At 43.5% G+C, this 25,174-nt stretch carries 26 protein-coding genes and 3 tRNA genes; 5 read left to right on the top strand and 24 right to left on the bottom strand.

Features of this window, described 5'->3' with window-relative positions; genetic code table 11:
* Position 1: 1 nt before the first annotated feature.
* Together clpS and AB2J24_RS10340 are read right to left on the bottom strand one after the other, a co-directional pair.
* Positions 2-331, bottom strand: a complete 330-nt coding sequence (gene clpS, locus AB2J24_RS10345; protein ID WP_420883647.1) for an ATP-dependent Clp protease adapter ClpS — start codon at positions 329-331, stop codon at positions 2-4.
* A gap of 271 nt (positions 332-602) precedes the next feature.
* Positions 603-938, bottom strand: coding sequence for a phasin family protein (locus AB2J24_RS10340; protein ID WP_162653796.1), 336 nt, complete (start codon positions 936-938; stop codon positions 603-605).
* A 208-nt stretch (positions 939-1,146) separates the two neighbouring features.
* On the opposite strand from AB2J24_RS10340, the gene AB2J24_RS10335 reads away from it, so the two are divergent.
* Positions 1,147-2,469, top strand: coding sequence for a serine hydrolase (locus AB2J24_RS10335; RefSeq protein ID WP_367385421.1), 1,323 nt, complete (start codon positions 1,147-1,149; stop codon positions 2,467-2,469).
* 71 nt (positions 2,470-2,540) lie between these two features.
* Positions 2,541-2,801, top strand: coding sequence for a hypothetical protein (locus tag AB2J24_RS10330; protein WP_244627936.1), 261 nt, complete (start codon positions 2,541-2,543; stop codon positions 2,799-2,801).
* A gap of 49 nt (positions 2,802-2,850) precedes the next feature.
* Here the strand turns inward: AB2J24_RS10330 and AB2J24_RS10325 are convergent, their stop codons facing one another.
* The gene (locus AB2J24_RS10325) at positions 2,851-3,285 is read right to left on the bottom strand and encodes a DUF1489 family protein (protein WP_162653792.1); all 435 of its coding nucleotides are present in this window, start codon (positions 3,283-3,285) and stop codon (positions 2,851-2,853) included.
* A gap of 85 nt (positions 3,286-3,370) precedes the next feature.
* On the bottom strand, positions 3,371-4,774 hold the full coding sequence (locus AB2J24_RS10320; RefSeq protein WP_162653790.1) for an L-serine ammonia-lyase: 1,404 nt from the start codon (positions 4,772-4,774) through the stop codon (positions 3,371-3,373).
* A 541-nt stretch (positions 4,775-5,315) separates the two neighbouring features.
* On the opposite strand from AB2J24_RS10320, the gene AB2J24_RS10315 reads away from it, so the two are divergent.
* Positions 5,316-6,011: a DUF599 domain-containing protein gene (locus tag AB2J24_RS10315; RefSeq protein ID WP_367385420.1), complete on the top strand. Its 696-nt coding sequence runs from the start codon at positions 5,316-5,318 to the stop codon at positions 6,009-6,011.
* A 22-nt stretch (positions 6,012-6,033) separates the two neighbouring features.
* Here the strand turns inward: AB2J24_RS10315 and AB2J24_RS10310 are convergent, their stop codons facing one another.
* From AB2J24_RS10310 to AB2J24_RS10265, 10 genes are all read right to left on the bottom strand, one after another.
* Positions 6,034-7,053, bottom strand: a complete 1,020-nt coding sequence (locus tag AB2J24_RS10310; RefSeq protein ID WP_162653787.1) for an amino acid ABC transporter substrate-binding protein — start codon at positions 7,051-7,053, stop codon at positions 6,034-6,036.
* A gap of 204 nt (positions 7,054-7,257) precedes the next feature.
* On the bottom strand, positions 7,258-7,668 hold the full coding sequence (locus AB2J24_RS10305) for a response regulator (protein WP_367385419.1): 411 nt from the start codon (positions 7,666-7,668) through the stop codon (positions 7,258-7,260).
* Positions 7,669-7,732: 64 nt separating this feature from the next.
* Entirely contained in the window at positions 7,733-9,964 is a 2,232-nt protein-coding gene (locus AB2J24_RS10300; protein WP_367385418.1) for a PAS domain S-box protein, read from the bottom strand.
* A gap of 47 nt (positions 9,965-10,011) precedes the next feature.
* Positions 10,012-10,443 (bottom strand): response regulator, encoded by a 432-nt coding sequence (locus AB2J24_RS10295; RefSeq protein WP_162653782.1) that lies wholly within the window; start codon positions 10,441-10,443, stop codon positions 10,012-10,014.
* Between the two features lie 34 nt (positions 10,444-10,477).
* Complete coding sequence (locus AB2J24_RS10290; RefSeq protein ID WP_162653781.1) at positions 10,478-11,167, bottom strand: response regulator transcription factor; 690 nt, start codon at positions 11,165-11,167, stop codon at positions 10,478-10,480.
* A 121-nt stretch (positions 11,168-11,288) separates the two neighbouring features.
* A tRNA-Arg gene (locus AB2J24_RS10285) sits at positions 11,289-11,365 on the bottom strand.
* 18 nt (positions 11,366-11,383) lie between these two features.
* Positions 11,384-11,716 (bottom strand): ETC complex I subunit, encoded by a 333-nt coding sequence (locus tag AB2J24_RS10280; protein ID WP_162653779.1) that lies wholly within the window; start codon positions 11,714-11,716, stop codon positions 11,384-11,386.
* Between the two features lie 182 nt (positions 11,717-11,898).
* A tRNA-Pro gene (locus AB2J24_RS10275) sits at positions 11,899-11,975 on the bottom strand.
* A gap of 57 nt (positions 11,976-12,032) precedes the next feature.
* A complete protein-coding gene (locus AB2J24_RS10270; protein WP_367385417.1) occupies positions 12,033-12,521 on the bottom strand; it encodes a DUF192 domain-containing protein in 489 nt (162 codons plus the stop codon).
* Positions 12,522-12,531: 10 nt separating this feature from the next.
* Complete coding sequence (locus AB2J24_RS10265) at positions 12,532-13,110, bottom strand: cold-shock protein (protein ID WP_162653777.1); 579 nt, start codon at positions 13,108-13,110, stop codon at positions 12,532-12,534.
* A 470-nt stretch (positions 13,111-13,580) separates the two neighbouring features.
* On the opposite strand from AB2J24_RS10265, the gene AB2J24_RS10260 reads away from it, so the two are divergent.
* Positions 13,581-14,732 (top strand): YcbK family protein, encoded by a 1,152-nt coding sequence (locus AB2J24_RS10260; protein WP_367385416.1) that lies wholly within the window; start codon positions 13,581-13,583, stop codon positions 14,730-14,732.
* Positions 14,733-14,801: 69 nt separating this feature from the next.
* Positions 14,802-14,960 carry a hypothetical protein gene (locus tag AB2J24_RS10255; RefSeq protein WP_162653774.1) on the top strand — a complete coding sequence of 53 codons (159 nt, stop codon included), beginning with the start codon at positions 14,802-14,804 and terminating at the stop codon, positions 14,958-14,960.
* A 153-nt stretch (positions 14,961-15,113) separates the two neighbouring features.
* Here the strand turns inward: AB2J24_RS10255 and AB2J24_RS10250 are convergent.
* The 10 genes from AB2J24_RS10250 to AB2J24_RS10205 all read right to left on the bottom strand — a co-directional run bounded on the left by AB2J24_RS10250 (position 15,114) and on the right by AB2J24_RS10205 (position 25,027).
* Positions 15,114-15,189 (bottom strand) — tRNA-Glu (locus tag AB2J24_RS10250).
* Positions 15,190-15,417: 228 nt separating this feature from the next.
* The gene (locus AB2J24_RS10245) at positions 15,418-17,328 is read right to left on the bottom strand and encodes a SulP family inorganic anion transporter (protein ID WP_367385415.1); all 1,911 of its coding nucleotides are present in this window, start codon (positions 17,326-17,328) and stop codon (positions 15,418-15,420) included.
* A 178-nt stretch (positions 17,329-17,506) separates the two neighbouring features.
* Entirely contained in the window at positions 17,507-18,307 is an 801-nt protein-coding gene (gene pcaD, locus AB2J24_RS10240) for a 3-oxoadipate enol-lactonase (protein ID WP_367385414.1), read from the bottom strand.
* Positions 18,308-18,364: 57 nt separating this feature from the next.
* Positions 18,365-19,156, bottom strand: a complete 792-nt coding sequence (locus AB2J24_RS10235; RefSeq protein ID WP_367385413.1) for an aminoglycoside phosphotransferase family protein — start codon at positions 19,154-19,156, stop codon at positions 18,365-18,367.
* Positions 19,157-19,165: 9 nt separating this feature from the next.
* Positions 19,166-19,756, bottom strand: coding sequence for a LysE family translocator (locus tag AB2J24_RS10230; protein ID WP_162653767.1), 591 nt, complete (start codon positions 19,754-19,756; stop codon positions 19,166-19,168).
* Between the two features lie 89 nt (positions 19,757-19,845).
* A complete protein-coding gene (gene recJ, locus AB2J24_RS10225; RefSeq protein ID WP_367385412.1) occupies positions 19,846-21,630 on the bottom strand; it encodes a single-stranded-DNA-specific exonuclease RecJ in 1,785 nt (594 codons plus the stop codon).
* An 81-nt stretch (positions 21,631-21,711) separates the two neighbouring features.
* Positions 21,712-22,692 (bottom strand): class II fructose-bisphosphatase, encoded by a 981-nt coding sequence (gene glpX, locus AB2J24_RS10220; RefSeq protein WP_162653764.1) that lies wholly within the window; start codon positions 22,690-22,692, stop codon positions 21,712-21,714.
* A gap of 250 nt (positions 22,693-22,942) precedes the next feature.
* Entirely contained in the window at positions 22,943-23,146 is a 204-nt protein-coding gene (locus AB2J24_RS10215; RefSeq protein ID WP_367385411.1) for a DUF3126 family protein, read from the bottom strand.
* 105 nt (positions 23,147-23,251) lie between these two features.
* Entirely contained in the window at positions 23,252-24,109 is an 858-nt protein-coding gene (cysE, locus tag AB2J24_RS10210; RefSeq protein ID WP_367385410.1) for a serine O-acetyltransferase, read from the bottom strand.
* 138 nt (positions 24,110-24,247) lie between these two features.
* Complete coding sequence (locus AB2J24_RS10205) at positions 24,248-25,027, bottom strand: alpha/beta fold hydrolase (RefSeq protein ID WP_162654418.1); 780 nt, start codon at positions 25,025-25,027, stop codon at positions 24,248-24,250.
* Positions 25,028-25,174: the final 147 nt, after the last annotated feature.

Here is a 25,174-nt window from a genome sequence, read left to right as displayed (position 1 = left end):
CTTATTTCTTTTCCATCACACACTGCAAGGGATGTTGATTCTCCTGTGCAAGGTCCATGACCTGTGTAACTTTGGATTCTGCAACTTCATATGTAAAGACACCACATTCTCCAGCACCGTGATTATGTACATGCAACATGATACGTGTTGCCGCATCGCGGTCCTTTTGAAAAAAGTTTTCAAGCACAAAAATAACAAATTCCATCGGTGTATAGTCATCATTTAATAATAGCACACGATAAAGGTTCGGTTTCTTCGCCTTTGGTTTTTCGGCTGTAACCGTCGAAAAATCATTATCAGGCGAACCATCTTTTGGCTCTTTATCCGCCATCATCATCACTTCCGATTTAACAAACTTCATATTGTTTTTTATGCCCTTTAAGTTGAGATGCCTTAAACGTCTCTTTGCATTAGCTATGTATTCGTTTCGTGTATTTTAAGCCCTTGAGGGATCATGACCAGCAAAAATAATTCTTTCCAGACAATTATTTTAAAAAAATGACCGAAAAACAACCCAAAAACAGCAAAAAACCCCGAGCTTGGGAGGAAGCTCGAGGTCAGATATAACGGCCCTAAGGCCGAAGCAATCTAGCTTAGGAGGATTAAGCTTTTGCTTTAGCAGTCGTTTTAGGTGCTTCAAAAGTTTTGAAAGCGTCTTTTGCAAGATTTTGGTACATTTCGCTAACTTTAGTAGATTGTGCAACAAATGCTTCGTAAGAAGATTTTGCATACTCGCTTTGAATTTCAAAAGCTTTGTCGAAAGATTTAACAGCTGCTAGTTTTTCTGCAACAGCAGTACCTTCTTCGTATGATTTTTTTGAAAAATCAGTTGCTTCAGAAGCAATTTGTTGAAGAGCTTTGTTTGCAGTTTCTGAAGAAGCAGTAACAGCATTCAAAACGTCTTGGTTCATTTTAGTCATGTCTGCGATATTGAACATTGGGAGAATCCTTCATTTAATGTTTCTGCATCCTATTTATGTGCACCGCAACATAATGTCAATAGTTTTTTGTGCAGCGCAACAAAATAATTTGAAACAAGTTTTAATGATAAACTTCTTGGTAACTATGATGCCCTATATTTGAGGCAAGACTGCGTGGGGGCGTAGAATTGTAAGTTAAATAGTTTTTGCGTAATTGGATTTTATCGTGACGAGTGCAGCCATCAAACAAAATTTTACAAAGTTCATCTCTTCTAAAATTATCACTCTTCTTTTTGCTATTGGTTTGGGAGTTACATTTACCTCTGGTGCAAGTGCCAACCCCAAATATGCAGGTATTGTGATTGACGCGAAGACGGGTCGCACTCTTTATAAATATAAGGCTGATTCCAAGCGATATCCGGCATCACTTACAAAGATGATGACATTGTATCTCATTTTTGAGGCGCTTGAGACCGGCAAGGTCAAAAAATCTACTCGCATTCGCGTTTCAAAAAATGCAGCCGCTGAAGAACCTTCGAAATTGGGTTTAAAGGCCGGGCAAACAATTACCATCGAACAGGTCATTTATGCGCTTGTAACAAAATCTGCCAATGACGCCGCAACGGCGGTGGGCGAGTTTCTTGGTGGGTCGGAAGCCAATTTCGGCCGTCTTATGACTGCAAAAGCACGATCTCTTAAAATGTCGAGCACTACATTCAGAAATGCGCACGGCCTTCCAAATAAACGCCAAGTAACAACTGCACGTGACATGGCACGCCTGGGTATTGCTCTGCGTGAGCACTATCCACAATATTACAAGTATTTTTCAACGCGCTCATTTAGATATGGCAAAGCCAATTATGGTAATCACAATAGATTGCTGGGGCGCGTTAAAGGTGTTGATGGCATTAAAACAGGCTACACACGTGCATCCGGTTTTAACCTCACATCATCGGTTCGCGCCAACGGTCGTTCAATTGTTGCGGTTGTTATGGGTGGAAAATCCGGTGCAAGCCGTAACGCGCAAATGCAAAAGCTGATTAGCCAGTATTTGCGCAAAGCATCGCGCTCTGGCAAAGGTGGTTTTTACGCAAAGACACGTTTAAAAGGATTGGTGCCGTCGGTCAAAACTGCATCTGTTTCTCCTAAAAATGTACCTGTGCCTGTAATTACATCTTATAGTGCTCAACCCGTTGTTGTTGCATCAGCAGCTCCAAAACCGAGCATAACAGCGCCGAAAGCTCCTTTGCCTGTTGCAAGTCCGGGTGTTGATAGCATCAAAACAGCTTCAACAAAGCTGCCAAAAGGCTGGTCGGTGCAAGTGGGCGCGGCGCAAAGTCAGAATGATGCGCTTGGTCTTCTTGCAAATATCAAGAAGAAAGGTGGCAGCACGCTTTCAGGTACAGAAGCTTACACAATGGCATTTGTGAAAGACGGACAACAATATTATCGCGCACGTTTCGGTGGTTTTAATGGTCAGGACCACGCTGTATCGACCTGTAAGTCACTAAAGAAAAAAGGTATTAGTTGCTGGGCATCAGCAATGTAAACCTCCTCGAGGAAATCTAACCACGCTTATTATGTGGCCCTCAATTTGTATTGCGTATTACGAGGATGAAAATGTCGACTAAATTACACTTTCCCAAACGGGACACCACAAAAAAAGACACGCGGATAAATCCTAATAATCCACTTTATACCGCCGCGGCATGGCTTGCCCATAAAAGTCTTGAACACAAAAATGAACAAAAGACACAAGATCTTGTTGGTATGCTTTTAACTCATGGCGCGCGCGCATGGCGGATGTCACAACCACGTTCGGTAATCTCTCTAAAAAGTCAGAATCCAAACGGATTTTCATCTCTTCGGCTTAAGGTTTGATGAGACACCAATATCAATCTAACTGCCTTTAAAACCCGCGATCTATGATCTATAGAAGTCCGAGTTCAGCGAGTTCGCGCTGAACCTCAAGCGGTAAAGTATCAGCGCCCTGCCCATGATCCAAATCAGCAGGCGCATCTTCCACCTTCAAATATCGCCACCCTTGAAATGCACGTCGCGGCTGCCATTGTGTAAACACTAGATCTGTTGATAAAACGAGATCACAGCGTGATATCCCCTCGCCGTCGGTAAATGGTCGAATGTCAACCAGCTTCTGGCGTGCACGAACTTGCCCTTTCATAACCCAATAAAGCGAACCGCCATCAAGTAATTCATCGCGGCGCTTGGGTAACATGCGGGTTGTGTGTATGGGCTCATAAGTTGTTCCGGCGGCCTCATGCGCAGCTTTTCGCCCAACCATGAGTTCCTGCAGCTGCTCAGCGCTTTCAATACCGACACATAATTTTATGAGGTTAAGTGACATAACTCATAAATGTGCATTTGTTCTACCTAGGTCAAGCATTCAGGTATGAAAGTGATTAGCACTCCACAATAGATAAGCAACTAGATCAACATTCTACAACATTGACAGCCAAGCCGCCCTGGGATGTTTCTTTATATCTAGCATTCATGTCGTGACCAGTTTGCCGCATTGTTTCAATACAATTATCTAATGAAACAAAATGCTGCCCATCGCCGCGCATGGCAAGAGATGCTGCCATTGCGGCTTTTACTGCCCCGACACCGTTACGTTCAATACAAGGTACTTGCACCAGACCTGCAATCGGGTCACATGTCATGCCCAAATGATGCTCAAGCGCGATTTCAGCGGCATTTTCAATCTGTTCGGGTGTTCCGCCCATAATAGCTGCAAGCCCAGCAGCAGCCATTGAAGAGGCTGACCCGACCTCGCCCTGACAACCAACTTCTGCACCGGAAATCGATGCATTGGTCTTAATCAATCCACCCACAGCAGCAGCTGTTAAAAGAAAATCATGAATGGAACGTTCCGTATCTGCCCCTTCCAAAAACTCCCTCATATACGCCATAACCGCTGGTATAACTCCTGCCGCACCGTTTGTTGGTGCTGTGACCACCCGCCCGCCACTTGCATTTTCCTCATTTACTGCCATTGCATAAACAGATAGCCAGTCGTTAGACAACATCGGGTTTGAGTTATTCTGTTTCCATTCTTTTTGCAGTTGTTCGTGGATCTTGCTGGCGCGACGGGCAACATTTAGTCCACCTGGCATGATGCCTTTACGCCTTAAACCACGCTCGATACATGAATTCATTGCCTGCCAAATATTATCTAATTCAGCATTTAGTGCATCCTTACCAGCCAATTTCTCTTCATTCGCGCGTTTCATTTCTGCAATTGATAGACCAGACTTTTTCGCCATAGCCAACATTTCGTCTGCTGTTGAAAAGGGGTAAGGCACATTGCGCTGAACTTGTGGTGTTTTCTGAGCCTTCACAGCCTCAAGCTCTGTATCTGTAACAACAAAACCACCACCTATCGAATAGTAAATCCGCTTGAGCAATAATCGATCATCTTGATCGAAGCCAGACATGATCATTCCATTTGCATGACCACCAAGCGGTGTCTTGCGATCAAATTCTAGATCCTGTTTTGGATCAAAACCATATGCCGGGTGCCCTTTGGGCTGGACTTGCTTGATTATCTTTAGTTCCTCAAGCTTTTCATCAATTTCATCGGGATCGATCTTGTCAGGTGCAAAGCCCATAAGGCCCAAGAAAACAGCTCTATCCGTTCCATGTCCTACACCTGTAAAGGCCAGTGACCCGTGCAGGCTAACTTTTATTGACTTGATCTCACTTCCAGATGGCCTAACCCAATCACCGGTTAAAATCTCATCCAGAAAACGGTTGGCAGCTGTCATTGGCCCCATCGTATGCGAACTCGATGGACCTATGCCAATTTTAAAAATATCAGAAACGGACAAAAACATGGGTTGTGAACCTTATAAATCATGACGGAGATATTATCAGTGTTCTTTTGATTCGGTATAGCGCCAATTTACAAAGAATCGGAGGCAGAAACGAAAACAGCGCCAAATCGTAAGATTTGACGCTGTTTTCTAAATTTAATGCGACTTAGAAGCCACCAAGCATATACCCACATAACATTATTACAGAAAAGGCGATAACAGCTTTAGCTGTAATTCCCCAGGTGCATTTCTGTGCGGATTCTTCCATGATAACTCCACTTACAATTTTGTGCATCATGCACTCACTGGCGCGTCTTTTAAAGGTCTATTATTATTATTGCAATGCAAAAATTACAGTTTTGCGACACTCTCTTTTTTGGTGTCTTACCAACAAAACTTCAACCGTAAACACACAGCACATTCTATTTTTACTCCATTTTTTCAATGAGTTATGTTTTTTTGAAGTTAACCGAGTTATCCACAACCACAATTGCGAACCAAATGTTGATTATGTGGTATGTTCTCTCTGCATAGCTCGATTCCCTAAAAAGGCTAATATGGTATGACAACACTCGACATTATCGCAGCAACTTATTTTATATTTTGTTGGTTCGGATTTTCCATATTTCTCCGATATGGGCTGTTTTCAAAAAGACCGAGTCTTTCTGATGCTATGGATAAACATCGAAAAAACTGGTTTGTAACCGCAAGTCATCGTGAACTACGCATGATCGATACAAGCATTGTGGCAGGATTACAAAGTGGTGTAGGCTTTTTCGCCTCTGCAACTATTCTGGCTATAGGTGGTTGTGTCGCAGCGTTAGGTGCTGCCGATCAAGTCACATCCGTTTTCTCTGAAATACCACTAACGCAAGATGCAGATATTCTTGTCATCGAATTCAAACTACTTGGATTGATATTTGTTCTTGGTTACTCTTTTTTCAAATTTGGCTGGAGCTATAGACTATTCAATTACTGCGGCATTCTACTAGGAGCTATTCCAGCAAAGCGTGATGATGACAATGGTGAAATTGCAGATAATTATGCTCGAAAAGGAGGTGAAATGAATATACTTGCAGCTCGTCATTTTACCGCAGGGATGCGGGGCATATTCCTATCAGTGGGCTACTTGGGTTGGTTTATTGGTCCAAAATTTCTGATCATAACAACAACACTGATATTATTTGTTTTTGTAAGACGTCAATACTTCTCAGCTGCGCGCAACGTGGCCATGGGTGATCTTTTTAAAGAGAAATAAATGGCTGTTTAAAGGAAAGTAACTAACGAATAGGTGCTCCATACATGAGACCGCCATCTATCCAAAGAGCGTTTAGGCCACGGGAAATACCAAGCGGTGATTCTGAACCCAGATTACGCTCATACTGTTCGCCATAATTACCGACTGCTCGGATTATCTGTGCTGCCCAATCATTTTGCAATCCAAGCTGCTCTCCAAAATCCTCCGTAACACCTAGCAGTCGCTGAACTATCGGATTGTTGCTTGTCATCATATCATCGACATTAACCGAGGTAACACCAAGCTCTTCAGCATTTAAAACAGCCATAAAGGACCAACGTGCAATGTTAAACCACTGATCATCCCCCTCACGTACCACGGGTCCCAATGGTTCTTTTGAAATTATCTCAGGTATTATAATATGCTCTTCTGGATTTGAGAGATCCAGCCGCCGTACGTAAAGTGCGGTAACATCTGTTGAGTAAACATCACACCGACCTGCATCATAAGCTGCGATTGCATCTGCCGTTTTCTCAAACAGTTCCAGATTGTATTCCAGATTATTTTCCTTAAAATAGTCTGCAATATTTAACTCAGTCGTCGTGCCAGAGATGGCACATATAGAAGCACCACTAAGTTGAAGAACGGAGTTAATCTTCATATCAGCTCGGGTCATAAACCCCTGGCCATCATAATAATTTATACCAATAAAATTCAGTCCAAGTTGCGTGTCGCGCTCGGTTGTCCAGGTCATGTTGCCTGCCAGCACATCCACATCACCACGGCTAAGCGCTTCAAGACGATTAGATGCCGTTAGAGGCACAAATTTGACTTCAAAATCTTGCCCAAATATCGCGGCAGCCAAGCCCTTGCAGAAATCAACATCCAAACCTTGCCACTGATCATCAGAATTCTTCATTGAAAAACCGGGCAAATCTTGATTTACGCCGCACTGCAAATATCCCTTATCCTTAACTTCATCCAATGTTGCAGCATTGGAATTGTTAAGAGATAAGCCGATCATTGCGATGGCCAATACAATATATTTAACACCGATTCTCATCACAACATTCCCCAGCTTGCCCCCGAGAAACTCATACGAATACTCAGTAATCACAGATCCTAACAGCTTAGATCGAAATATAAAGATTTGTAATAACCCATAAAGAAAATTCTTAAAAGGACATTGCAATTAATTATGTCAAAATCAACGGATAAAAGCGGCTACCAACCATACTTTGTGTCATTCATTCTAAGCATACTACTGTCAATTAAATCCATCTGGTAAGATAACCAGATCCATCCAGAACTGGTAGAACTTAGTTGCGAACGTCTTATAGCCATGCAATGTCGATGGCTTAACAATATAAGCATTGGCACCCAATTTATAAGAATATTCTATATCTTTTGGGTTACTTGAGGAGGAAAAAACAATAACCGGTATTAGTTTTAATTGATCATTGGATTTAATCTTCTTCAAAAGTTTAAACCCATCCACCTGCGGCATTTTCAGATCCAGAAGAAGACAAGATATTCCATTCCTACTTATGTCTACGGCAAGATCATCAAGATGCGAAACTCGAACCAACTCCATTGTTTTATCAATTTTGGAAAACGCATTTTTTAAGAATGTAAAATCAGAAATATCATCTTCAAATACAATAATTCTTTTCTGCATTGCCAGTTCCTTATGGAAGTTAATTAGCGTCACTCACACCAACGAAAACAGTATTGAGAATAATCTAAATATTGGTCGGGAATGAAATTACGAACTTAGTTCCATTGACAAACTCCTGATCAAGTACAATCACACCGTTATGACCCTCAATAATTCTTTTCGCCAACGCCAGACCAATGCCGGTTCCTTTGTAAACTGTCTCATCCACATGAAGACGCTGGAAAACATTAAATATTCTCTCACTATGCTCGGCAGGAATTCCAATGCCATTATCAGTAACGGTGATGATGGCAGAATCTATGTTGTGTGCGCCCTCTATATGTATTTCTGGCACACCCTCTCCATCAAAATATTTAATTCCGTTGTCAATTAAGTTCTCTAACAACCGGACAAACAAAACATAATCCAGATGAAGATCAACATCGCCACCATCTATACAAACAAGCGCATTACGTTCTGTAATTGAATCCGCTAAATTCTCACACGCCTCGTCAACGGCAGCACTGAGTAAAAAGCTAGATCGCTTCACTTGCTTGTATGCGACTTGTGAAAATTCAAGCAAGCTTGCGATCAATCGCTCCATACGCAGAACACCCTCTCGCATTTTCCCGATATATTGCGAAAGATTATCAAACTTGTCATGTTCATAATCTTCAATCAACATTTCTCCAAACATTCGAATATGCCGGAGAGGTGACCTTAAATCATGGGAAACAATTCCAGCGAACTGTTCGAGTGCCTTGTTGCGTAACTCTAACTGATGAGCTTGTTTTTCGATTTTAAGTTCTGTTTTTTTGATTTCGGTTATATCTCGCCCAACCGACACAATGGCGTAAGGAGACCCTCCTTTAAAAAGCATCCTGTTTGTCCAAAGTATCGTATATCTACCTCCATCTTCATGCTTGCCTTGCTCTTCTCTGGTAAAAACCGGAGATTCAACCGTTAGCGCATTAATTCCGTTGTAAAGCTCCGATCGATTGGTTCCCTGATCAAAGTCAACAAACTTCTTACCGATCATCTGACTCAACTCGTGACCATAAAACCGGGCATATTCTTCGTTCGCAAATAAAAGCGTCGTGTCGGGTTTGGAGTGCGTTATAAAACATGGTAAGTTGTAAACAACCGTTTCAAGTTCTGCGCGTTGAACCTCCAGCTCATCTCGCATTCTGGCTTCTTCTGTCTCATCTCGTATAAATGAAATTAAGCGCTTTGAGTGGCCAGATGTTTCAAAGACTGTGCTAACAACACACGGATATGTGCTCCCATCTTTTCGGAGATGTAAAGAGCGTAAGGATACCACAGTGCCAGGATTATCTACTGCTCGCAGAATGTATTCGTCTATCGCGTCTCGAGATAAAGATGTGTTGATATCGTTGGGGCCCAAATTAACAAATTCCTCTATTGTATAGAGCAACTTATTGAGCGCGGCTTTATTGGCATACTCAAATTTCATAGTTTCCAAGTTGATGAAAACCACAGGCGCAGCCATTTCATCTAAAACATTACCAAGCATTTCAGCAGCCGTTTTAGCTTCAACTAACTGAGTGATATCAGCACGAATACCTACGATGCGGCCGTCTTCTAGTTTCCGCTCCTCAACGCGAAGCCAACGATCACCAACATTTTGGATAACTGGTCCTGTCGGATTATTATGCATTTTTAAGCGGTCTTTGAGCCATGCATCGCGAGATTCTTTGGTGTTTCCCGCTTCCAAATACTGCCCGGCATTAAGCCCATAACGCAATATGTTTTCAAACTTTTCACCCAGTTTGAGAACAGGTTCCGAACGACTGTAAACTTCTGCATAAGCTTTGTTGAAAATCTGAAGACGGTCATCTTCGTCGTAAACAGCAAACCCATCAGGAATTGCGCCAAGAGCCGTATCTAGTAAATGTTTATACCGACCCTGCTCTGTTATTGCGCTATCCAGTTCACCGCTATCGTGGATGCAAATTATCCGACGGAAGCATCCATCCGCACATTCACTCAGCTCACCAATGCTTACACGCGACCTAAAAGAGCGCCCGTCGTTCATTTTGACTTCTACAAAATTGTTGGCTTTATATTGGGATACCAGCCAATTCAAAATTTCTGTAGCTGACTTAATCTCTTCAGCATCTGGGATATCAAATAAAACAGTTAGCTCTTTACCCACCAAACTTTTCTTCTGAAACCCGAGTTCTTTGAGCGCAAACGGATTGGCAGAAGCTATAACCGCATTATCTTCAATGATAAAAATCATGCTGGGAGAGATGTCAAAAAGAGAATCGCCAAGACCACTGAACGATGATTTCATAATAATTGCCTATTTTGACAGCGTAAGCATAAGCGACCCGAGAAGTATCAATCGTCAGGCAATTGATACTTCTTGCCAGCAAATTCGTCTATAATAAAGCCAAGAGCATTGCGGTCTAATTCACTTTTTCCTATACGAAAATCAGCGCCATACTGCTCAAATTCCTGAAAATACTCTGGCTCTATACTTGAAGACACGATACCAATTGGACCAATAAAACTCTTCGATCTTAGAACTGGTACACTCGTTCGGAAATCATCATTCTTGTGCAATTTGTTATCAAGCAGGATCATATCTATTTTCCGCTTCTCAATAACATCACATGCTTCCTCGATACTAGAAACACATATCAGGTTTGTTTTATACGAGGATGCACGTGAGCATAGCCACTCCATCAGAACAAATTCATCTGGATTATCATCGACAAACAGAATTTCAATTTCTCTATTTTCCCTCATATCCAAAACTTCCTTCGCCATATAATCTCTTCCTCAGAAGATATGAATTACAAAACTACTGAATCAAACCCATTCGAATTGCCTTTGCAACCATTTGAGCTCTATTTACCACGTGTAGTTTCTGTAAAATCTTGGTCGTGTAAGAGTTTATAGTGTGTTCTGATAAACCTAAAATTATAGCAATTTCAACGGATGTTTTGCCCTCAGAGCTCCACCTTATCACCTCTAATTCTCTGGAGGAAATAACAGGCAATGTTACTGGCAAAATAATCTTCTGAAAAAATCGATCAAACACCAAATCTAGGCTGTGTTTTATGGTCTCAATTGCATAATTTTGCATCTTATCGGTTTTTGACAGAACACAAAATCCAAAATGTCGTCCATGTGGGGTGTGCATCGGCGCTGAAAAAGCCGTCATCTCATCTAAATTACCGCAAAAATCAAAATCGGATACAAGTTGCTCACCTACCCACTTTGAACTTAACATTGAATTTCTCAAGCTGTTGAAAATTGCATTGTCTTGATCGATCGAAATAGTATCCAGATCAAGTTCCGAGCGCTCATCTGAGTTTATAACGACCATAAGCGCCTCTATGTGTCGCTCATCTGGCCAGTTATTCATATCAACAAGCATTAGCAATTCGAAATCAAATTGAACGCATAACGCCTTAAATAGCCGGTAAAAATCCAAACGATTGATGGCTAAATCTAAGTCCGGCAAAAATGTTGGAACCGAATTTTGCATTGCTCACCCCATAGTACAGTTTACATGCATACTACGATTCGCAAATATAAGATCCAAATAATATGACAATTCACCTTTTTAGGCGTGATTTTCTAAATAAAATCATAGTCCTTTGGAGAAATGGCGATCCCAGCAGGACTCGAACCTGCAACCCCCTGCTTAGAAGGCAGGTGCTCTATCCAGTTGAGCTATGGGACCATTTTTAAACATGGGCGATTAATGCGTCCAAGGCTGCGAACGGTCATGCTTGAAATTATCAGTATATGACATGGTTCTTCGCTTCGCCATTTTTGGCTTTAGCAATCTATATTCAATATTGTTGCGTTCAGCATAGGCAATAGCTTCGTCTGCACTCTCAAAAGTAAGACGAACTTGCGTTTGCGTATCCGACACCGATGTATAACCCATAATCGGATCGATTGTACGAGGGCGGATCGTATCAAACTCCAACACCCATTTAAACGTGCGAGCTTTACCAGATTGCATGGCATTTTTTGCTGGCTTGTAAATCTTTGCTGACCGTACGGCAGAATGCTGACCAGTTGCCATTTACCAATTCCTTCGTCTAACTTAAACATCGAAATATGCGTTGCAATTTCGCTTGAACTTAATGCGGGATTCTTAAGAAAAGATCAAGCCAGATTTATAATAGAACCACAATTTGAGATACCCAAATCCATTTGATTAGAAGTGGTAAAATTAGTTCTAAGCAAATTGAGGAATTCATCGAATGGTCGGAGCGAGAGGATTCGAACCTCCGACCCTCTGGTCCCAAACCAGATGCGCTACCAGGCTGCGCTACGCTCCGACACTTGACAAATCACTCTGCCAATTTACTCGACGGAGATGCCTCTACAACGTTAAATCACGATGTGCAACTCAAAATCGTCGAATGGACGACTCTATTTTCACTTTTTATGCCAAATGTGGATACAGCCCCCGCATTAAGCTCTAAAACAAAGCGAACATCCTCTTCGGAAGAAATAATCGCTTCAGAAAACGGCACTGTATTTTCGGTTATTTTTGCGATGGTTCCATCTTCGCGAATGAAAATCATGTCCAACGAAAGTATCGTATTTTTCATCCACATAAACACTGGTTGTGTTTGATCAAAGCAAAAAAGCATCCCTGCATCTATCGGCATTACCTCGCGATGCATGAGACCCGTCGCTCGTTTCTCGGGTGTATCCACAACTTCGACTCGAAATGAATGCTCATGAGTGCCACCTATAATTTTTAGCAGCTCATCATCGTACTCTTGTGCAAAAGAAATCGGTGAGGTGAAAAAAAGAACAAGCAATAAAATAAAAGGGGCACGATATTTCATGCCCCTTGCAAAATAAAGATCAACCATATTTTTGTCTCTAATGTGACTGACTAATTGGTGCGCCGATATCTGGATGAATTTCAGCAACCATAAGTCCTTTGTCACCTTCCCCAAAGCGCACAAGTACAGTCTGCCCCGGACGAAGCTCAGTCAATCCATACCTGCGGAGCGTTTCCATATGTATGAAAATATCCTCTGTGCCCTCACCTCTGGTTAAAAAACCAAAACCTTTTGTACGGTTAAACCACTTGACCAACGCGCGTTCCAAACCACTTGTTGGGGTGACTTGAACATGTGTTTTGACAGGAGGAAGTTGAGATGGATGAACAGCAGTAGACGTATCCATGGAGATAATGCGAAATGTCTGATAACCACGGTCTCGCTTATGGACCTCGCAAACAATCCGGGTACCTTCCATAATTGTTTGGTACCCGTCTCGACGCAAGCAGCTCACATGAAGCAAAACATCCCCCATGCCGTTATCTGGCACAATAAAGCCAAATCCCTTAGCTACGTCAAACCATTTTACAACACCGGTAATCTCAATTAAATCAACAGGATCGCCGGTAACTGCATTTACCTCAACATCATTGCCAGTTGACGATTTCTCCACCATATTTAGGTGCCCCACACTGTACATTCAAATCGTTAAAATTGATTCTATTGATACATTAGCATCGATGAAGGGTTATTAGGCAAGTCTTTTAGGCGATTTTATCTCAAAGTTCCCCAGTTTTGAAACCTAAATCCTATAAACATGAACCATCAATATTTCATTTTTGTGTCATGGGTCAATTAATACCAAAACCTAGCATTTAGAACTAATAGAGAAATCAGAATCGCATATATCTGCAAATATCGGTCAACTTTCGCGAAAGCTTAAGGTGATAATTTGTATAAGATCACCTTGGAAAAGCATTTTTCTTTATGATTTGGCTGAAAATAGGGACTGTTTATGAATTCGACAATTTATTGCCATATTTAAGTCACAAACGAGGTGGAGTGGGTAATAATTCTTAAAACTAGACTTTATATCACGTGCCTTCTCGGTTAAAAACGTATTACGCTGATGTTGAGGGGAAACAATTGCGCATAAAAAAGCATACAACTCGTCAGACTTTGTCTTTTATGACAAAGCTAGCTGTGCCTGTTGCAGTGGGACTTTTTGTATCTGGTTGCGTGTCGACAGAAACAAGCTTTCTGCCTACGGATGCGGACCTTCAACTTGCGCAACAAAGTTCTTCTGACTCTATTGATGATCAAACAGGTTCAGAACTAGCTTCTAGTGACATTCAAGAAGGCGGTGTTCCAGTTCCTTACGATAGGAATGAGAATATTGTAGCGGCCTATAGTGGTCCGGCTGCCAATGGCAACCCGGCAACTTCTCAAGACCAAACGAATACACCTGCTCAAATATTGGCAGGCGGAATTGTGGGAAGCGCTAGCGGATCGCGTACATCACTAATTCAGCAAACAAGCACAGCATCAAACAACGTAACTGCAGGTGCAAAGCCGGCTGGAAGTCAGACATCTGTGGTTGCTTCAAATAAAAATATACAGAAACAAAGCTCATTCTTCTCTCGTCTTTTTAAAACCAAAGAACCCAATAAGGCGGTTCCGGTAGATAATGCACAAATTCAGCCTGCGCAGGGTCAAGAAGTTGCATCTTTAACACCTGAAGAACCTGCAAAGAAACAAATTACCGAAGCGAAAGAGGTTGCAAGTGCAGCAGCTACCCCGCTCCCTACAAAAACAAAAACTAAGAAGAAATCAAACGTCTTTGCATCTCTCTTTGGTCTAAAATCAGGAACCGACGAAGATGGTGTACCTGAAAAAACCGTTAAACTGGCTTCTGCAGCCATTGGTGGTCTTGCGAGATTGTCGCCCTTAGCATTACAGCGCCAAACTGAACGTGTTGACGTCGCCTGCCTAAAGCCTGAACTCGTCCGACTTTTGAAAAAAGTGGAACGTTACTACAAACGTCCCGTCGTTGTGACATCAGGCTATCGCTCTCCCAAGAGTAATAAGCGTATAGGTGGAGCATCTGGCTCTAAACATACAACATGCGAAGCGGCAGACGTGCAGGTCAAAGGCGTTTCCAAGTGGGATCTTGCTAAATATGTGCGTGCGCTCCCCGAGCGTGGTGGTGTAGGAACCTATTGCCATACCCAATCTGTCCATATCGATATTGGCTCGGCACGCGACTGGAATTGGCGCTGCCGCAAGCGTCGTAAGTAATATTCTAACTTGACAATACTTGGTCCTCACACCATTTGATGTGAGGATATATAAGTGTGGGAGCATTTCATGTTACAATTAGCTGGCGGAATACTTATAGCAAGCGCTGTTATATGGCTGGTGCTCAAGGTCATCAAAAACCCTACAATGTTCCTCAGCGGCATCATAAAGACCGCTATCGTTGTTCTAGTTGCCATTACCATCTATATGATCTCAAGATCGCTATAGCTGGTCGCGCGAAGCGCATCTCCATAAAAGCTCTATCAGGTTACATTTTAGCAATACGCCCCTATATCCGTACCGACTAAAATAATGCGCGCAATACCCTATAGCGTTACTTTAAGTAACGCCTACAACAAGATGATTTACTTGAGAAAAAATTGGTACTCCCAACGGGACTCGAACCCGTGTTTCCGCCGTGAAAGGGCAGCGTCCTAGACCGCTAGACGATGGGAGCACACACGCGCCTTATAGTAAGAGGAATTGATTCAAGCAAGGTGTTTTTTGCATTTTTTGAAAAAAAAGTGACATTTATATGAAACTATTTTTGAGCATACGCCAAATCAATTGCGAATGCGGAAAAACCACATATTTTTCAAAGGATTTACTGAAAATAATTAACTGAAAAATCAGCAGAATTGAAACTAGTTCGATTCAGAACACAAAAAGACTACAAAGATACGATTTAGAGATCATCTTTTTCAGATTGAGATTGCATCTTGGCATTTACAACGAGCGTTGAGTCGCCAATATTATCTCCGGTAGATGAAAGCATATCCATCGCTTGCACATGATCAGGCTTCTTATCGCGATTATTATTCGGGCGACCTGCACATTCATGGAAAATCCGCGCTGTACAGTTCGCACAAATATCGTCATCCAACATCGGAACGATCTCCGCGATCGCTTCCCCCTTACTCAGATGGATATGGTGCTTGGTGAGCGCTTCCATAACCTTAAATCGTCCAAGTTTGCTGATTGTGCGTGGCGTTGTTGTTTGAAGGTGGAACGAACCGCCGCGCTTGTGGCGGCGTTGTGCTTCTTCGATAAGCAATTCGCCACCTGGTAGATCAACTTCACCAATCCCCTTCACAATAAGCATCATATGCTTTTGTTCAGGTCTTTCATGCTCGATATGGCGAAATTTACGGCGAACAAATTCGACGGAACCGAAATATAATGGACCATCGACCCGTGCCATCACCAATTGTGGACACTCAGGAAGGTTTGCACGTTCTGCATTTGTAAACTTACGTGTTTTGGTTGTTGGGTCAGGAGCACCAACAGCGATCCGCGGGCGAGATGACTTATTTAGGAAAAGAGCCAAAGAAAGAAGAACACCAGCATAAATCGCAAACTCAAGATCGAACATCAATGAAGCTGCGAATGTAACACCAGCAATCCAGACTTCTGTTTTACTGGTTGCGAAAAGGTGCCTAATCTCTTTGACATCAACAAGCTTCCACGCCACAAGGATGATAACGCCAGCCATCGCAGGAATGGGAACAAAGGCAAACCACTTTGCAACAAACAACAAGATGATAAGCAGGAAAATCGCTGCAAAGACAGCTGATAGAGGTGTTTTCGCACCTGCTTCATAATTTATCCCACTACGGGTAAGTGATGCAGACCCCGGATAACAGTTGAAAAAGCTACCTGTTATATTTGATAAGCCCTGCCCCGTGAATTCTCGGTTCGCATCGATATCTTGCCCCGAACGCAGACCTATTGCGCGAGAAATGGACATAGCTTCAAGCAAGCCAACAACAGCTACCGCAAAGGCAGGCGAGGCAAGATCTCGCATTTCACCAAAGCTGAATGCAGGCATCGAAAAGCTTGGAACAACGGAAGGAATAACACCTACAGTTTTTACATCCAAATCGGTCCAACCGAGAAGGTAGTATACACCTGTGCCAGCGCCTAACGCCACGAGATAGTTTGGCATCTTCGGCATGAGCTTCTTAGATATTATTCCGACAGACAGCGCGGAAAATGCTATAATAAGGCTATTAAGATCGGCTTCCGGCCATCGCTCCCAGAGTTGTATCATAAACTCGCCGAGTTCTTCAGGCCGCGGTAAATCAAGGCCGATAGCATGCCTAACCTGACTAAGCCCAATTAACAGCGCAGCGCCCGTGATGAAGCCGGTCATAACCGAGTGAGAGACAAAGTCGACCAAGGCTCCCAAATGAGCTATACCTAATATGAGCTGGAATATACCCACCAGAAATGTCAGTAATATCACGGCTTGAATAAATTCAGGACTGCCCGGTGTATGTCCGCCAGCAAGAGCCGCAAACACTAGCGCTGAAATCGCTGTTGTTGGACCAGATACGGTATGCCAGGAAGAGCCAAACAATGCAGCGATGATCGGCGTGATCATTGCCGTATAGAATCCATACTCTGGCGGAAGGCCCGCAATGGCCGCAAAAGCGATACCTTGCGGCAAAACAATTGTTGCACCCGTGATAGCAGCAAATATATCATCGCGCACGGTGGACCACGTTACTGTCGATACCCAATCAGGTATGCCAAAAAGTAATCGTATCTCGCGAAGGACCGCTTGGGTCTCTTTTCCGTGGAGCGACTTGGCCATTCCACATTCCAATCATATTTTAGGGTGCAATACCACTCTCATAGACCCAAAATACGCAATGTCAATTGCTGCAAGACTGTATGAACACACAGAATTGGCATTTTAATTCAAAAATATGACTTGAAACAATTAATGAGACTTTTAATCTCGGTAACTGGCCTTTTGAACATTTCTTGACCTAGTCTTCCGTTCTCGATAATTTACCCATGAAAGACTTGATGACTTCTGTCAGATACTCCGGTTGCTGCACAGTAGGGATATGTCCGCAATCTTTGATCTCTTCATAAAATGCATCAGGAATGGTTTTTGCCATCTGCTTCATCAATTCTGGTGGTGTGGACTCATCCTGATCACCTGCAATGCAAATTGTTGGGATGGAAATATCTTCTGCAAGAGTGGATAAGTCAGAATCACGAATTGCAGCACAAGTGCCGATGTAGCCCTGAACCGGTGTGCGGGTCAGCATATTGATATATCCATTAGTTTCAGCCGGGTTCTCCTCACGAAATTCGCGAGTAAACCATTTTGACATTACTTCATTGGCAATGTGCGACAGACCTTTGGTTTGAACCGTTTCAATACGCATGTTCCAAATCTCATCGGAACCTATGTGCGTACCGGTATTACAAAGTATCAATGCGCCAGCAAGATCTTTGCGCTTGTGGTAAAGGCTTTGCGCAATTAGCCCACCTACAGAAAGACCGCAGATGATTGGATGTTGTACACCCAAATGATCGAGCAGACCTTCCAGATCTGCCACATGGTCATCCATTGTTTGACTTTCCCCCAAGTCAGAAAGACCATGCCCACGTTTATCATACGTGATGATTGCAACTTCACCAACCAAACGAACAATCACATCACGCCATATACGGAAATCAGAACCAAGCGAATTTACGAACACCATTGTCGGCTTGTCTTCAGGAGCACCGATAACCTGATAATGAAGTGAAACACCGTTGATAGTTGCGAATTGCATAATGACACCTTTATTTAATCTGTAAGCGCGCGGCCAACGAAGACCTTTTGTGCGCTTTTAGAAGTTTGCGCGCAATTTAGGAAGCATTTGTTTGAAGGCTTCCGCTTCTTTTTGCCAATGGACCATATGGCCGCCGTTTTTTAAATTGTTAGCAGCCTTTTCACCGAGTATTTTAACCGTAGCTTTATAATCACCCATATGAATAAGCACATTTGCAAGCATATCCAACAAACCAAGGTAATCATCTGTCCCATATGCTGCACAAATGATTTTCAAGCGTTGACTGCCCATAGCAAGATCGCTTGTGCTTAAACTACCCATATCATTGGACTGAAATGAGAGTGGCACCATCCAATATGTTAGATAGGCCAGGTCACGCAATCGGGGCGCGGGTCCGCTTAGGTCAAAATCGATAATTGCTGTCGGTGTGCCATTACCATCAAAAATCAAGTTATACGGCGCAAAATCATTATGACAGATAACTTCATTTGGCGTGTCGCCTTGAGGAGTAAATGCCCAATCTGCTGATTCCAGTTCGCCAAAAGATTCAGATGCGTCGTGAAATTTTCGCAACATCTTGGCCGATGCAATAAGAATCTTATCATTCTTCCACATGTCTTTTGGAAATTCCGACGAACCTGGCATGAACGACAGAATTTCCCGTTTCTTTTCATCAATACCCAAAAACCGCGGAGAGTACTCAAAACCTTGAACTTCAAGGTGTTTTAAAAATCGATGCACGATTGGACTATGCCAACTGGTCTTACGCCGTACTGTATCGCCAACCCTTACAACAGATGAATTCACATTGCCGCCGGACAGAGGTATCTCATTACCATCTCCAATCATGCCATCACCTTACGCCAAAATTGGCCAGAGTGATGCAATCAATAACAGCGCCATAATAATATTGAATATTTTTAATCGTTGATCGGTAGATAGAAAACGGCGGAAGTTAACGCCAAGGATAACCCAGGTGCCAACAGATGGTACGTTGACGATAACGAAAACCACAGAAACAAGAATAACAATCCAAAAATCCAGACTTGGTGCATATACGCTGAATGCCGTGATTGCCATTGCCCATGCTTTGGGATTTACCCATTGAAATAGCGCAGCTTCCATAAAGGTGATAGGTTTTGCAGCTTCATCTCCCGTCTGAGGTCTGCCAGATTGCAAAATTTTCCAAGCCAACCAAAACATATAGATCACACATAAAACTTTTAAAACTGTGTATGACACTGGATAGAGATCAAACAATTTGATCAAACCAAGCCCCGTACAGAACAAAAGCACAAAAAAACCGGAGCCTATGCCCAGAGCATGCGGTATCGTGCGCTTTACACCATAGTTAACGCCTGATGTCAGCAACATTAAATTGTTTGGCCCCGGTGTGATGGAGGAAACGAAGGCAAAAAGGGAAAAGGCTAGGAGTTGTTCAATGGTCATTTTGTATCAGACATTTCGATAATAGAGCTTCAATGTGTTATTTAAGGATGCCTGTTCTAAATAAGCGTTCAATTCTCAAGACTTTGAAACTAACTCGCCAAAGCTGCATCAAGAACACGAATTTGCACCCGCTTTACGCCGCGCCAATAGTCTACAGAAATTGAGCCTGCAACATGGAAGTTTTGGCCGCGATTATTGAGTAAGAATTTACCCATATCATTATCTGCAGCGCGGAAGGCAATGCCGTCTATTTTACCACCATCTACACCACGAAATGTTAGTTTCACATGGTTTGCGCCGACAATTCGAACCTCGCTCAGTTGATGAGCGGGCAAGACAAATATGGGTTGTGAATGACCTGAACCATATGGTCCCGCTCGCTCGATAAGATCGACCAGATCGGGTGTCATCCCTGAGGCAGCCAACGCACCGTCGATCTTGAGCGAACGAACCTCTTCAACATCACCAGAATTTTTGGCGGCATATTCCTCAAAATACGTGCGCAATTCACCAAGTTTTTCTTTTTGAACAGTCAGGCCCGCAGCCATAGCGTGGCCACCACCTTTTTCAAGCAGGCCATCATCAACAGCCTGACGCACCATTTTGCCTACATCAAAACCCGGAATTGAGCGGCCTGAACCAGATCCTTTGCCATTTGCATCAAATGCGATGGCAAAAGCAGGGCGATGTTCGCGTTCTTTAAGCCTCGCCGCCACAAGGCCCACAATGCCGGGGTGCCAGCCATCATTTGCCGAGATGATTATCGATGGCCCCTCGCCCGATGCCATTTCCGCCATCACTTCGGCTTCCGCCTGTTCTAGCATTTTAGCTTCCATGGCTTGGCGCTCTTTGTTAAGACTATCCAAGTGTTGGGCAATTTCGTCTGCTTCTTCAGGATCATCAAGCGTGAGTAAGCGGCTACCAAGCGCTGCATCACCGATCCGCCCGCCTGCATTAATGCGCGGGCCGATTAAAAAACCTAAATGATAAGGCGTGAGCGGACCATCTATGCCAACAATACGCATAAGCGCAGCAATGCCGGGATTATGCATTTTGCGCGCTGCAATCAGTCCTTTAACCACATATGCGCGGTTTAGAGTTTTGAGCGGCACAACATCGCAAACAGTTGCCAATGCTACGATATCAAGTTGTGCCAGAAGATCAAATGACGCCGCCTTATCATGTTTTCTTTGGCGCAGTAGCCTTTGCGTGGCAACAAGCACCATAAATACGACACCTGCTGCACATAAATGCCCAAGACCAGATAAATCATCCTGTCGATTGGGATTAACCAGCGCTACGGATGGCGGCAGCTCGTCATTGACTTGATGATGATCGATAATCACCACATCGCAATTGAGTTCTTTGGCCTTCTCTAAAGCTTCAAAGCTTGTGGAACCGCAATCAACAGTGACTATGAGCTGCGCACCCTTGTTAATAAGTTCCTCAATGGCATTTGGGTTTGGACCATAACCCTCAAAGATCCGATCAGGTATATAAATCTCGTTTGGCACATTAAAGTGTGTGAGAAACTTGGATAAAAGTGCCGATGAACAGGCCCCATCCACATCATAATCCCCGAAAATAGCAACTCGCTCGCCCAAACCAATCGCCTGTACCAATCGCTCAGCACCAGTATCACAATCAGTCATGGTAGATGGATCTGGCATCAAATCACGGATGGATGGCGACAGAAAATTACTCGCCTCTTCTGCTGCAACATTGCGAGCGGCCATAATTCGCGCAATAATTTCCGGGATATCAGTAGTTTGTGCGATATTAAGTGCCGTATTTTGCCCACGCGCATCAAGCCGTGCGACCCATTTCTGGCCCAGAAGCGATTGTTCTACATTTAGGAAAGCATCATCGGACATTGCATATCAATTTTCGAAACAAAACAGGCCTCATTGATAATGAGGCCTGTTGGTAAATGCAACAAATTGATTTGCTGTTCTTTAGGCGAACTTATCTCCACCCAGGCGGTGTGTCGCTTTAATTTCGCGAACTGTGCCTGTTGAAGAGCGCATTACAAATGTATGGGTTGAAATAGATTCACCCCTAAAGCGAACGCCATCAAGCATATCGCCATCAGTCACGCCCGTTGCGGCAAACATGACATCACCACTGGCAAGTTCTTCAAGCTGGTAGACTTTGTTTGGATCTTTAACACCCATGGTTGCTGCACGATCAATTTGATCTTGGTTTTTAAACAGCAAGCGCCCCTGCATCTGACCACCAGTACAACGAAGTGCAGCTGCCGCCAGCACACCTTCTGGTGCGCCGCCAGTACCCATATAAATATCAATGCCTGTTTCGTCTGAATCTGTTGTGTAAATCACGCCTGCAACATCACCATCACCAATCAGACGAACCGCAGCACCACATTCGCGAACTTCGGCAATGAGTTTTGCATGCCGTGGACGATCCAAAATACACGCGCAAACCTGACCAATTTCAACGCCTTTGGCTTTTGCGACAGCTGCAAGATTTTCTGCTGGTGTTGCATCAATTGAAACTGTGCCCTCAGGATAACCCGGACCAATCGCAATCTTATCCATATAAACATCGGGTGCATATAAAAGGTTGCCTTTGTTGGCAAACGCAATCACAGCCAATGAATTAGGCATATTTTTAGCGCAGATCGTTGTGCCTTCAAGCGGGTCAAGTGCAATATCCAGATGTGGGCCATTTTTAGTGCCAACCTCTTCGCCGATATAAAGCATTGGCGCTTCGTCGCGTTCGCCTTCTCCGATAACGATTGTGCCGTTGATATCCAGCTTGTTCAATTCTGTACGCATGGCATCGACTGCCACTTGGTCAGCAGCTTTTTCGTCACCACGGCCACGAAGCTTTGCAGCAGCTACCGCAGCGCGCTCTGTCACGCGTGCAATCTCAATTGATAAAACGCGGTCAAGATCCAAATCGGTATCCGCCATGATATTTATTCTCCATCTCGTGAGCACATTTGTGCAGTTTTACAAGATCTTACTGACTGTTACATATACAGATTTACGATGAAGATCCGAGCTTGCCGTCTTCTATCCATATATTTTAAGATGGCGCCAGCACTAAATCGATTAAACTATTTAAAAAATTTAATTATGTTTAATGGTGTGGAAAACTAAGGGAAATAGTCATTCTTGTGCCTAAGAATCGGGGCGTTTCGCCCCGACTTTTAAACATGATCTAAAGATCAACGTCGAGAATCGCCATTGAGAAGTTAAATGAACGATCGCCATCTTCATCATCGAGATAGATCACGCCAATAAATTCGTCCCCTACATATACCTCAGCAGAATCGTCTTTCTTAGGGCGAGCACGCACTTCGATGGTGGGGTTTAGAACGCGTTTTAAGTAATCGTCGAGCTTTTTAATTTCGTCAGGATTCACGAGTATTCTCCATTTAAGATTCGTGGCAGCTTATTGCCACGAGATGAGCTACATTCAAAGTCTAAATTGACCTACATCAACGTTATTTAGAAACAGAGCCCGTGATTAATCATTTTTATCACTGTCGCCAACTTCAGCTTGCGTTGCAGGATTAATAATTTGATCCATGGCGCGAGAAGGCTCCTGGCAACCCGCCTCACCCACAATACGCGCTGGCACACCAGCGACAGTTGTTTTTGGCGGTACCTCCTTAAGCACAACAGAACCTGCGGCAATGCGTGAGCAATCACCAACCTTTATATTGCCAAGTACTTTTGCACCAGAACCGATCAAAACACCGCAACCAATTTTAGGGTGACGGTCGCCTTCTTCTTTACCAGTTCCGCCAAGCGTCACATTTTGCAGAATAGACACATTATCGCCTATTGTTGCTGTGCGACCAATGACAATTCCGGTTGCATGATCGAAGAATATCCCCTTGCCCATTTTCGCAGCAGGATCGATATCCGTTTGGAATATTGCTGAAGAACGCGATTGCAAATAGAGAGCAAAATCTTCTCGTCCGTTATTCCACATCCAGCTTGCCAAACGATGCGTTTGTACAGCGTGAAAGCCTTTGAAATATAACAGCGGCTGTAAAAAGCGGCTGCATGCCGGGTCGCGGTCATAAACAGCCTGAATATCGACACGCAAAGTCGTCGCCCAATCTGGATCTGCCTTGCGCATTTCATGAAAATTCTGCTGCAAAATGCTTGAATTCAAATCCTGGTGATCAAGTCGTTCGCAAATGCGATGGATAACAGCAGCTTCCAATGAAGGCTGATTAAGAATATTTGTATAGATAAATGTCGTCAAAACAGGATCATTTGCGACAACTTCTTCCGCTTCTTTGCGAATTGTGTCCCAAATCGGGTCCATAGAGTCGACTTTACCCTGATGAAGCTTGCCAACTTGATTGGTCATTTTTTCGTCCTTACCAATGGCATCTTTGCCTATTTGCATCGCGAACTAAATATTCACTAGTCCTATAAATATGTCAGAAACTGGATTTTGCAAACATTTGATCTGATTTTGTTTTATTTTCAATTAAGGAAATGTGCATCAAAACTGCGATAGTTGATCCAAAACAGCCGCTTTGAATACTTTATCACCTACCGTCAACATATGATCCCTGCCCGGCACATCAATCGCAGTCGCATTCGGCATAAGTGCTTCCAACTCTTCTGGTGAACCGGCAATATCATCCTCGGTTCCGACCACAATAAGCGTTGGCATCGCCATCTGCGAAGCTTCAGCCTCCGTCACCAACACCCGATTGGATGCGATACATGCTGCAAGTGCATAACGATCGCTCTTAGTTTGATCGGCAAATGCGCGAAACATGCGCCCACGCTCATGGGTCACCTCATCAAGCGAAGGTGCAAGTAAGGCATCGGCTATCGGGTCCCAATCGCCCACACCTTCTACCAAGCCGATACCTAATCCGCCAAAAGTCAGCGAACGAACATATTGCGGCTCACTTTTTGCAACGAACGCAGATACGCGCGCGCCCATTGAATAGCCAATAAAATGCGCATCTGCGATATTCAAATGATCAAGCAGATTTGTTGCATCTCTCGCCATAAGACTGGGCGTATAAAACTCTGGCTCATGTGGCTTTTCGCTGGCACCGTGCCCTCTATGATCAAGAGCAATGACCCGATAACCCGCGTCAGTCAGTGTTTTCACCCAGCCTGTGAACACCCAATTGACATGAGCCGATGACGCAAAGCCATGAATGAGAAATACAGGTACACCTTCACGCGGGCCAACATCAAAATAGGCGATTTGGATGTCCTTACTCTCTGGACCTTCCGGATTGCTACTTGCAAAATTTAACATCTCTTGGGGTTTATAAACCATCTTCACATCACCTGATCTGTTTATTTAGCAACAAAACTGTCGCAGCATGGCTGAAAGTTCTACACATTTACTGTTTAAAGCGTTAAAGATGACTCGAAATATAGATAAAAGCAGGAGCTTGATAGC

The sequence above is a fragment of the Lentilitoribacter sp. EG35 genome, assembly GCF_040784015.1.
Taxonomy (GTDB): domain Bacteria; phylum Pseudomonadota; class Alphaproteobacteria; order Rhizobiales; family Rhizobiaceae; genus Lentilitoribacter.
Note: the sequence above shows the minus strand (reverse complement) of the source record. Positions and strands in the feature narration are given on the sequence as shown.